An 8,018-nucleotide genomic window follows, 5' to 3' on the forward strand; every position below is an offset into this window, starting at 1 on the left:
GAGCCAGGGAGGCGTCCACGCAGTGGTCGATGACCGGGCGGCCGAGCTGGGCCGCATAGAGCATGGCCATCCGCATCAGGCTTGCGTCCATGACCGTATCGCCGTCGTCCGAGAACGCCACGGCCCCGGCCTCGGCCATCTCACCCATCTCCGCCAGCTCGCGCCCCTGCCGGCCCTTGGTTAGGGCACCCACGACATGGACGCGCACGGCCCCCTCCCGGCGGGCCAGGGCGTAAACGTGCTCCACCACCGACGCAGAGTCGATGGCCGGCGTCGTGTTGGGCATGCAGGCGACCGCGACGATGCCACCGGCTGCCGCCGCGCGGGTCCCCGTGGCAAGTCGCTCTTTGTGCTCCTGCCCCGGTTCGCGAAGGTGCACGTGCATGTCGACGGCGCCGGGGATCACCCAGGCTCCCCGGGCGTCCACGACCCGGTCGGCGCCCTCCCGGACACCCGGTGCAAGGCGCCGGATACGGCCGTCTTCCACCATTACGTCGAGTTCGGCGTCGGTGCCGGAGGCCGGGTCAAGGACGCGGCCTCCTCGGATGAGCAGCCTCATGGCCATTCCTCTCTACTCCGCCCCCTCCGGGGCGCGGGAGTGGCCCGCCATAAGGTACAGCACCGCCATGCGGACAGCCACCCCGTTGGTCACCTGCTCGGTGATGGCGCTTCGGGGGTCTGTCATCACGGCTTCGTCGATTTCCACGCCCACGTTGGCCGGCCCGGGGTGCATGATGAGCACGTCGTCCCGGACATGAGCCAGGCGTTCGGCGGTCAGCCCCCACCGCAGGCGGTACTCCCGCAGGCTGGGGAGGTAACCCCGCTGCATCCGTTCCCGCTGGATGCGGAGCACGTTGACGACATCGGCCCACTCGAGCGCTTCCTCGAGGCGCTCGAAGCGCCGGATGCCCGCTTCCTCGAGCCCCACCGGCATGAGCGTCGCAGGTCCGACGACCGCCGGGTGAGCCCCCAGGTGCAGGAGGCCCCAGAAGTTGGACCGCGCCACTCGGGAGTGGAGGATGTCGCCCACGATGAGCACGTTGAGGCCTTCGATGCGGCCCTTGCGGCGGCGGATCGTGTACAGGTCGAGGAGTCCCTGGGTGGGGTGCTCGTCCGCGCCGTCGCCGGCGTTGATGACCCGGCTGTCCACGGCCCGCGCCAGCAGGTGCGGCACCCCGGCCGAGGCGTGGCGGATGACGGTGTAGTCCGCGCCCAGCGCCCTGAGCGTGCGCGCCGTATCGATGAGGCTTTCGCCCTTTACCACGCTCGACTGCGCCACTGCGATGTTGACCACGTCGGCGCTGAGCGACTTGGCAGCGAGCTCGAAGCTCGTGCGCGTGCGGGTCGAGGGCTCGTAAAAGAGGTTCACCACGACCCGGCCCCGGAGCGTGGGAAACTTCTTGACGGGCCGCTCGAAGACCTGGCGCATCGCGTCGGCCATATCGAGTATCTGCCGGATCTCCTCGGCGTGCAGGCCCCGCAGTCCCAGCAGGTGGTCAGGCCACATGGTTCACTCCCTCTTCTATCGCGCCGGTGCCTCCGGACGTTCCAGGATGGCCACCCGGTCCTCGCCGTCCACTTCCGCCACGCGAACCTCCACGTGTTCTCGCCGGGAGGTCGGGACGTTCTTGCCGATGAAGTCTGCCCGAACGGGCAGCTCCCGGTGGCCGCGGTCCACCAGCACCGCCAGCTGGATGCGCGCCGGCCGCCCCATGTCCATGATGGCGTCGAGCGCGGCCCGCACCGTACGGCCGGTGAACAGCACGTCGTCCACCAGCACGACCGGCCGCTCCGAGACGTCGAAGTCGAGTTCCGTCCGGCGCACCACGGGCAGCGGCCCCACGGTGCTCAGGTCATCGCGGTACAGCGTGATGTCCAGGGCGCCGACCGGAGGCACCGGGCGATCCTCGATGCGTGCCACCAGCTCGGCGAGCCGGCGCGCCAGCAGCACGCCTCGCGTGTAGACCCCGACGAACGCCAGGTTCGCCTCGCCCGGGTTTTGCTCCACCACCTCGTGGGCCATGCGAACAAGCGCCCGGCGCACCTCGTCGGCGTCCATGATGACGGCCTTCACTGTCAGCTCCACGCGGGAAGCGCTCTCCCCTCTAGTGAACCTGCGAGCGCGCCTTGTTTGCGCGCAGTTGCTCCAGGGCAGCCTCCATGTCCTCGGGCAGGGGCGCAATGAAGCGCATCGGCTCTTGCGTGATGGGGTGGTCGAAGCGAAGTTCCCGGGCGTGCAGCGCCTGGCCCTTCAGGCCAAGCTCGCCCCGCGCCCTGGAGCCCCGCCCTGCGCCGTAGACGGGGTCGCCGGCAATAGGGTAGCCGATGTAGGCCATGTGAACCCGAATCTGATGGGTTCGCCCCGTCTCGAGCTTTACCTCCAGGAGGGTGTGAGAACCAAGACGTTCCAGGACCCGGAACCGGGTGACGGCCGGCCGCCCGTCCGGCACCACCGCCATACGCAGCCGGTCGTGCGGGTGGCGGCCGATGGGGGCGTCCACCATGCCGGCCTCCACACCCGGCTGGCCCCTCACGATGGCCCAGTACAGGCGCTGGATGGTGCGCTCCTTGAGTTGCCGGGTGAGCCCAAGGTGCGCCTCGTTGGTCTTGGCCACCACCAGAAGGCCGGTGGTGTCCTTGTCCAACCGGTGCACGATACCGGGGCGCATCACCCCGGCGATGCCCGACAGATTGGGAGAGTAGGCCAGAAGCGCATTGACGAGCGTCCCGGAGTAGTTGCCGGCCCCCGGATGCACGACCATGCCGCGAGGCTTGTTGACCACCAGCAGGTGGTCGTCCTCGTAGACCACGTCGATGGCGATGGCCTCGGGCCGCAGGTCCTCCGGGCTTTCAGGCGGGGGAACCATGACCCAGACCTCGTCGCCCTCCGCCACCCGGTGGGCCGGCTTGACCGGCCGCCCGTTGACGTGGACGTTACCCCCCGTGATGAGGCGCTGGACGTACGCCCGGGATGGGCCAAGTTCCGTGAACTGAACGAGGTAGACGTCCACCCGCAGCCCGTGGGCGTCGGGCGGCACCGTCAGGAGAAGCTCCCTGCCCGGTTCCTGTGGCCACCCCATGGCGGCGTGCACGCCTCTTCTAGCGACTTCGGCCGTCGCTCGGCGAGGTGACGGCCTGCGGCGCCTGGCGCAACAGGTGCCAGAACAGGAGCGCCACGCCGGAAACGATGGCCGTATCGGCCAGATTGAAGACCGGCCACACCCCTACGTCGATGAAGTCCAGCACCGCCCCGTTGCGAAGCCGGTCTATCAGATTGCCGGCAGCGCCGCCCGCTGCGAGGCCGATCCCGGCCAGTGCCCACTGGCTCCTGGGCCTCTCGAAGCGGGTGGCCAGAACCCCCGCCAGCACCAGCACGCTGGCCGTTGCAAACACGAAAAGCTCGTAGCGCCCCTCGAACAACCCGAAAGCCGCCCCGGGGTTGGTGACGTGCGTCAGGCGGACCAAGCGGCCCACGAGATCGATGGACTCGCCCGGCGGGATCCACCGGGCGATCGCCCATTTGGCCGCCTGGTCCACGGCGACCGCCCCCAGCGCCCAGGCGGCGGCGAGTGTTGGCCCGCGCTGCACGTTCTTCCTTCCGCTTCCTGAGAAGGTCCCGGCTATTCTACCACGGCGGTCCGGCCATCCAAAAGGGGCGGGGGACTGCGGCCGGGCCTACCAACCCCGGCGGTCCCCTTCTTCACCCGGGGCTTCCTCTTCTGCGCCTTCGGCCGGCCGCTGCCGGCGCCTTCCCGGGCCCGAGGGATCGGGGTAGACCGTGTCGGGATTGACCACCCCGCGGCCCGTCACGTCGGGGACGGACTCCACCTCGGTCACGGCGCCAGGGTCCTCGGTGTCGGCGCCCTCCCAGGTTTCGTCGTAGTCCACGGCCCCCGGGACGTCCTGCGGTGAGTTGGCGTTGCCATAGCGCGCAAGCGCCTGCCACATGTCACCCGGCGTGAGGCCCGTCTCGCCGCGGTCTCTTTCGTTGGAACGCCCGAAGGGCGGCATGAGGGCGGCCTCCTCCAGTGGCCGCCTGCCGGTCATGCGGTCCTCGACGCGCCGCTCCTCCTCCAGGTCGTGCGCCTCCTGGCACGGCATGCACCTCCGGGCGTAAGGGACAGCCAAAAGCCTCCCGACGCCGATGAACGCGCCGCACTCCTCGCAGTACCCGTAACGCCCCCGATCCAGGCGCGAAAGCGCCTGGCGCACCTCGTCCTCGGTGATGCGGACGCGCTCTAGCAGCCCCAGGTCTTTGCTGCGTTCGAACGTCTCCGAGCCCAGGTCCGACGTGTGCTGGTCGTAACTCGAGAGTTCCCCGACGCTGTCGGTCAGCGGGCGTTCCAGCGCCTGCTGGCGCAGGCGTTCGCCCTGTTCCGAGAGGCTGTCCGAGAGCTTCTCCAGGCGGCGGCGCAGCTTGGCCTTCAGCGACTCCGAAAGCATGGCGGCCGTTGCTCCCCTTCTCGCGGGCTCATTTCCAGCGAGCATGGCGGGGCTTCACGGCGCGCTGAGTTGCGTCTGGACGATCCGTACGATTTCGGCGATGAAGCTGCCGATGAACGGCAGATTCAGCATGGCCAGGCGCCCCAGGACGAAGAGGAAGACGGCACCCACCACCGTGAAGCCGACCGCGATCCCAAATCCCCGGAAGGCCCCTGCCGCGAAGTTCATCCAGAGAAGCTTCAGCGGGTGGCGGTACAGCTCGATGAACTCCGCCACATTGGCTTTCTCCATGGCAGCCACCAGTTCGTCAAGCCTGGCAAGAACGCGCCCGGCAGGCGACATCTTTCCGCGCCTCGGCTTCGCCCCCGTCGGCAACGCCCGGGCCTCCCGTGGCCCTAGTCTTCCCGGCTGCCGTCACCGGCACAACATGCCGCCGCCCGGCCGGCTCGCGCCGCTTTTCCTGGCGGGTGTCCTCTCTCAGGCGCTCTCCAGGACCCGGGCGCACCGGTCGCAGATGTCGGGGTGGCCCTCAACGCTGCCGACCGACCGGAGGTGACGCCAGCAGCGCTGGCACCTGGCAAATCGGGTCACGCGCACCTCGACCCGCCAGAGCCCGCCGCCTGCCTCAGTACCTGCCGCACCGGCCGCCGCCTCCTGCACGCCAGGCACCTCGGCGGCTGCCGCCCCGTTCTGGGCCAGCGGGCCGTCGTTCGGGCCCGTCTTTTCAACGGGCCGCAGGTCCACTGCCGCCACCATCAGCCACTCGGCAAGCTGCTCCCGGGTGAAGGGCAGTTCGGAGACGGCCTCAGCCGGCGCTTCGGCTACCAGTTCGGCCTCCAGGGATGTGCTGATCCGGCCGTCGTTTCGGGCCTGTTCCAGTGCCCTGAGGACCTGGCGGCGCAGTGCGAAGAACGGCTCCATGCTCGAGAGCAGGTCCGGCCGGCGCCACGCTGCCACATCGGTCCACCGGGCCAGATGGACGCTCTCGAAGGGCTTCGGATCGGGCATGTGCTGCCAGATCTCCTCGGCCGTGTGAACGAGCACCGGCGCGATCAGGCGCACCAGAACGTGCAGGATGTTGTAAAGGGCCGTCTGAGCCGACCGGCGCTCGACCGACCCCGCCGCGTCGCAGTAAAGCCGGTCCTTGAGCACGTCCAGGTAGAACCCACCCATGTCCACGGTGCAGAAGCGCAGGATTTCATGGTAAGGGATGTGGAACTCGTAGCGCGAGTAGGCCGCCGTGCAGCGGTCAGCAAGCTCCGCCGTGCGCGCAAGCGCCCACCGATCAAGCCACAGCATCTTCTCGCAGGGCACCGCGTCCGTTTCGGGCTTGAAGTCGAAGAGGCTTCCCAGCATGAAGCGCGCCGTGTTGCGGATCCGGCGATAGCCCTCGGCGAGCCGCACCAGGATCTCGTCCGAGACGCGCACGTCGTCCCGGTAGTCCGACGAGGCCACCAGCAACCGCAGCACGTCCGCCCCGTACTTGCCGATCACCTCCTGAGGCGCCACCGCGTTGCCCAGCGACTTGTGCATGGCGCGCCCCTGTCCATCCACCACGAACCCGTGGGTGACCACGGCGCGGTAGGGGGGCTCGCCGCGAGTCGCCACCGCCGTCAGGAGTGACGACTGGAACCAGCCGCGGTGTTGGTCCGTGCCCTCCAGGTAAAGGTCGGCCGGCCAGCGCAGTTCGTCGCGCTGGGCAAGCACGGCCTCGTGGCTCGAACCGGAGTCGAACCAGACGTCCATGGTGTCGTTGCCCTTGACGAAGCGGGTGCCGCCACACTCCGGGCACCGGGTGCCGGGAGGCAGGATCCGCTCCGGCTCGTACATGAACCAGGCGTCCGACCCCTCCCGGCGGAAAAGCTCCGCCACGGCTCCGATGCTGCGCCGGTCCATCAGCGGGCGCCGGCAGCGCGTGCAGAAGAAGACCGGAATGGGCACGCCCCACGCCCGCTGGCGGGAGATGCACCAGTCGTGCCGCTCGGCCACCATCTGGCGGATCCGGTCCCGGCCCCAGGAGGGGTGCCAGTCCACCCGGTCGATGGCCTCCAGGGCCTGCCGCCGGAAGCCGTCGATGGAGGCGAACCACTGCTCCGTGGCCCGGAACAGCACCGGGCCCTTGCAGCGCCAACAGTGCGGGTACTGGTGCTGGGTGGTTCCCGAGGCGAGCAGCCGGTCGCGGGCCTTGAGGTCCTCCAGGATGCGCGGGGTGGCTTCGTCCACGAACAGCCCTGTATAAGGCCCCGCCTCCTCGGTAAAGCGGCCGCGCTCGTCAACCGGCGTCACCACCGGAAGCTGGTAGCGTAACCCGACCTCGTAGTCCTCATGGCCGTGGCCCGGCGCGATGTGGACGGCACCGCTTCCCTGCTCCATGCTCACCATGTCGTCGCCGACCACCGGCACCTGCCGGGCTTCCAGCGGGTGCAGCAGCATGGCGCCCAACAGTTCAAAGCCCCGGAAGCGGCGGACCTCCTCCGGGTGGCCGTCGTGCACGAGGTGCGCCACGGCGTCGAGGCGCGCCTGGGCCACCACCATCTCTCGCCCGCCAAGGCGGGCCCAGACGTAGGTCTGGTCAGGGTGTACGGCCACGGCCTGATTGGCAGGCAGTGTCCACGGGGTCGTCGTCCAGATGACGATGCTGGCGCCGGCCCTAGAGAGTTCCCCGGCGACGCCGGGGCCCTCCTTGAAGGGAAACGTCACGTAGATGCTGGGGGAGGTGTGGTCCTTGTACTCCACCTCGGCCTCCGCGAGCGCCGTCTCGCAACGCGGGCACCAGTAAACAGGTTTCAGGCCCCGGTAGATGTACCCCCGTTCCACCATCTGCCCGAAGACCTCCACCTGGCGCGCCTCGTAGGCCGGCTCGAGCGTGAGATACGGACGTTCCCAGTCGCCCCAGACGCCCAGGCGCTTGAACTCCTCCCGCTGGACCTCTACGTACTGCAGCGCGTACTCACGGCAGCGCCGGCGGAGTTCCACCACCGGCATCTGGTGGCGGTCGATCTGGCCCCGCCGGATGACCTCGTGTTCGATGGGCATGCCATGGGTGTCCCACCCCGGCACGTAGGGGGCGCGCATGCCCTCCATGGAGCGGACGCGCACGATGAAGTCCTTCAGGATCTTGTTGAGCGCGGTGCCCAGGTGGATGTGCTCGTTGGCGTAGGGGGGCCCGTCATGCAGCACGAAGACCGGCGCCCCGGCCTCGAGCCGCTGCTTTTGCAGCTTTTCGTACATGCGGCGCTGTTGCCAGAAGCTTTCGATCTGCGGCTCCCTGCGGGGGAGGTCCGCCTTCATGGGAAAGGCGGTCCTCGGGGTCAGCACCGTCTGAGAGTAATCCACGCCCGCCCCTGACTTGCGGCTTGGTCGCGTCTGCGCGTTCATCTGGGCTCCCGTGCTCCTCCCCATCGTTTCCCGGGTAAAACGAAGCGGCTCCCGTCCAAGGGACGAGAGCCGCCTTGCTCCCGCGGTACCACCCTTGTTGGAAGGGCCTAGAAACGCCCTTCCCACTCAAGGCGTGCCAGCGGCACGGTCGGGTAGGATAACGGCCTACCTCCGGCCCGCTCTACCCCGCATGGCTC

8 protein-coding genes are annotated in these 8,018 nt (G+C 69.1%); all 8 read right to left on the reverse strand.

Features of this window, described 5'->3' with window-relative positions; translation table 11 throughout:
• Nucleotides 1–559 (reverse strand): amidohydrolase family protein (locus AB1609_11180; GenBank protein MEW6047028.1); only part of this gene is annotated, 559 nt, incomplete at its 3' end.
• A gap of 12 nt (nucleotides 560–571) precedes the next feature.
• A complete protein-coding gene (locus tag AB1609_11185; GenBank protein ID MEW6047029.1) occupies nucleotides 572–1,507 on the reverse strand; it encodes an aspartate carbamoyltransferase catalytic subunit in 936 nt (311 codons plus the stop codon).
• 15 nt (nucleotides 1,508–1,522) lie between these two features.
• Complete coding sequence (gene pyrR / locus AB1609_11190; GenBank protein MEW6047030.1) at nucleotides 1,523–2,080, reverse strand: bifunctional pyr operon transcriptional regulator/uracil phosphoribosyltransferase PyrR; 558 nt, start codon at nucleotides 2,078–2,080, stop codon at nucleotides 1,523–1,525.
• Between the two features lie 25 nt (nucleotides 2,081–2,105).
• A complete protein-coding gene (locus AB1609_11195; GenBank protein MEW6047031.1) occupies nucleotides 2,106–3,080 on the reverse strand; it encodes an RluA family pseudouridine synthase in 975 nt (324 codons plus the stop codon).
• Between the two features lie 19 nt (nucleotides 3,081–3,099).
• Entirely contained in the window at nucleotides 3,100–3,588 is a 489-nt protein-coding gene (gene lspA, locus AB1609_11200) for a signal peptidase II (GenBank protein ID MEW6047032.1), read from the reverse strand.
• 87 nt (nucleotides 3,589–3,675) lie between these two features.
• Complete coding sequence (locus AB1609_11205) at nucleotides 3,676–4,443, reverse strand: TraR/DksA C4-type zinc finger protein (GenBank protein ID MEW6047033.1); 768 nt, start codon at nucleotides 4,441–4,443, stop codon at nucleotides 3,676–3,678.
• Between the two features lie 54 nt (nucleotides 4,444–4,497).
• On the reverse strand, nucleotides 4,498–4,785 hold the full coding sequence (locus AB1609_11210) for a DUF5665 domain-containing protein (protein ID MEW6047034.1): 288 nt from the start codon (nucleotides 4,783–4,785) through the stop codon (nucleotides 4,498–4,500).
• Between the two features lie 135 nt (nucleotides 4,786–4,920).
• A complete protein-coding gene (ileS, locus tag AB1609_11215; protein MEW6047035.1) occupies nucleotides 4,921–7,821 on the reverse strand; it encodes an isoleucine--tRNA ligase in 2,901 nt (966 codons plus the stop codon).
• Nucleotides 7,822–8,018: the final 197 nt, after the last annotated feature.

The organism is Bacillota bacterium (assembly GCA_040754675.1).
GTDB lineage: Bacteria > Bacillota > Limnochordia > Limnochordales > Geochordaceae > Geochorda.

Bases quoted from the DNA above. Each gene is read 5' to 3' on its own strand.
- AB1609_11185 (MEW6047029.1), bottom strand. From the start codon at position 1,507: ATGTGGCCTGACCACCTGCTGGGACTGCGGGGCCTGCACGCCGAGGAG.
- AB1609_11195 (MEW6047031.1), bottom strand. From the start codon at position 3,080: ATGGGGTGGCCACAGGAACCGGGCAGGGAGCTTCTCCTGACGGTGCCG.
- AB1609_11205 (MEW6047033.1), bottom strand. From the start codon at position 4,443: ATGCTTTCGGAGTCGCTGAAGGCCAAGCTGCGCCGCCGCCTGGAGAAG.
- AB1609_11210 (MEW6047034.1), bottom strand. From the start codon at position 4,785: ATGTCGCCTGCCGGGCGCGTTCTTGCCAGGCTTGACGAACTGGTGGCT.
- ileS (MEW6047035.1), bottom strand. From the start codon at position 7,821: ATGAACGCGCAGACGCGACCAAGCCGCAAGTCAGGGGCGGGCGTGGAT.